Below are 1,486 nucleotides of genomic sequence, written 5' to 3'. Positions count from 1 at the left end.
GCTGAAGCGCGACAAGCGGCTGTTCGCCGAGGACCCGATGGAGCGCGCCGAGATCCGCCGGCTGACCGACTGGTACCTGAACAAGGCCGAGAGCGAGGTGACCCGCCACCTGGTGCGCGAGCGCGTGCTGAAGCCGATCATGCCGGAGACGGCGGGCGGCGGCTCGCCCGATTCGGCGGCGATCCGCGCCGCCCGCGCCAACATCCGCCAGCACATGAAGTACACCAACTGGCTGGCCGGCACCCGCCACTGGCTGGCCGGCAGCAGGGTGACCTATGCCGACCTCGCGGCGGCGGCCGCACTTTCGGTGCTCGACTATCTGGGCGAGATCGACTGGCGCGAGCACACCGCGGCGCGGGAATGGTATACAAGGGTCAAGTCACGGCCCTCGTTCCGGCCACTTCTGTCCGACCGGGTGCGCGGCCTTTCGCCGGTGTCGCATTATGCGGACCTCGATTTCTAGGACGCAAAGCCTGCGCGCGCTGATCGACGGCGAGGCCAGGCGCGCCGGTTTCGACGCCATCGCCGTCACCAGGCCCGACGCCATCCCGCTGGCGCCGGCCAGGCTCGCCGAATTCGTCGCCGACGGCTTTCATGGCTCGATGGGCTGGATCGCCGAGACGATCGAACGCCGGGCCGAACCATCGACGCTGTGGCCCGAAGTGCGCTCGATCGTCGTGCTGGCCATGAATTACGGGCCGGACCACGATCCGCGTGCGCTGCAGGCAAGGCGCGACCGCGGCGCGATCTCGGTCTATGCGCAGAACCGCGACTATCACGATATTATGAAGGGCCGGCTGAAGGAGATCGCCGGCAAGATCGTGGCAAAGGCCGGCGGCGACGTCAAAGTCTTCGTCGACACCGCGCCGGTGATGGAAAAGCCGCTCGCCGAAGCCGCCGGCCTCGGCTGGCAAGGCAAGCACACCAATCTGGTCAGCCGGCAACACGGCTCGTGGCTGTTCCTCGGCACCATCTTCACCACGGCGGAGTTGGAGCCCGACACGGCGGAGCAGGACCATTGCGGCTCTTGCCGCGCCTGCCTAGACGCCTGTCCGACCGACGCTTTTCCGGCGCCCTACCGGCTCGACGCGCGGCGCTGCATCTCCTACCTCACCATCGAGAGCAAGGGGCCGATCTCGCGCGAATTCCGCGACAAGATCGGTAACCGCATCTATGGCTGCGACGACTGCCTGGCCGCCTGTCCGTGGAACAAGTTTGCTCAAGCCGCCTCGGAGGCGAAGCTTGCCGCGCGCGACGATTTGCGCGAGCCGCAGCTGGCGGAGCTGCTCAGCTTCGACGACGCGGCCTTCCGGAGCTTCTTCTCCGGCTCGCCGATCAAGCGCATCGGTCGCGACCGTTTCATCCGTAATGTGCTGATCGCCGCCGGCAATTCGGGCGATGCCGCGCTGGCGGGGGCGGTCCGTGCCTTGCTGGGCGACGCCTCGCACCAGCGGCGAGGCGCGGCCGTCTGGGCGCTGTCCAGGCT

At 68.2% G+C, this 1,486-nt stretch carries 2 protein-coding genes; both read left to right on the top strand.

What is annotated here, in order from left to right; all coding sequences use genetic code 11:
• Positions 1-463: glutathione binding-like protein (locus EN738_RS34240; RefSeq protein WP_145967047.1), on the top strand; the 463-nt coding region annotated here is incomplete at its 5' end.
• Positions 444-1,486, top strand: a 1,043-nt coding sequence (queG, locus tag EN738_RS34235) for a tRNA epoxyqueuosine(34) reductase QueG (RefSeq protein WP_127287358.1), incomplete at its 3' end; no start/stop codon positions are given. The genes EN738_RS34240 and queG, both read left to right, overlap by 20 nt.

The sequence above is a fragment of the Mesorhizobium sp. M4B.F.Ca.ET.017.02.2.1 genome (assembly GCF_003998955.1).
Classification (GTDB): Bacteria; Pseudomonadota; Alphaproteobacteria; order Rhizobiales; family Rhizobiaceae; genus Mesorhizobium; species Mesorhizobium abyssinicae.
This window is presented reverse-complemented; position numbering and strand designations above follow the sequence as displayed.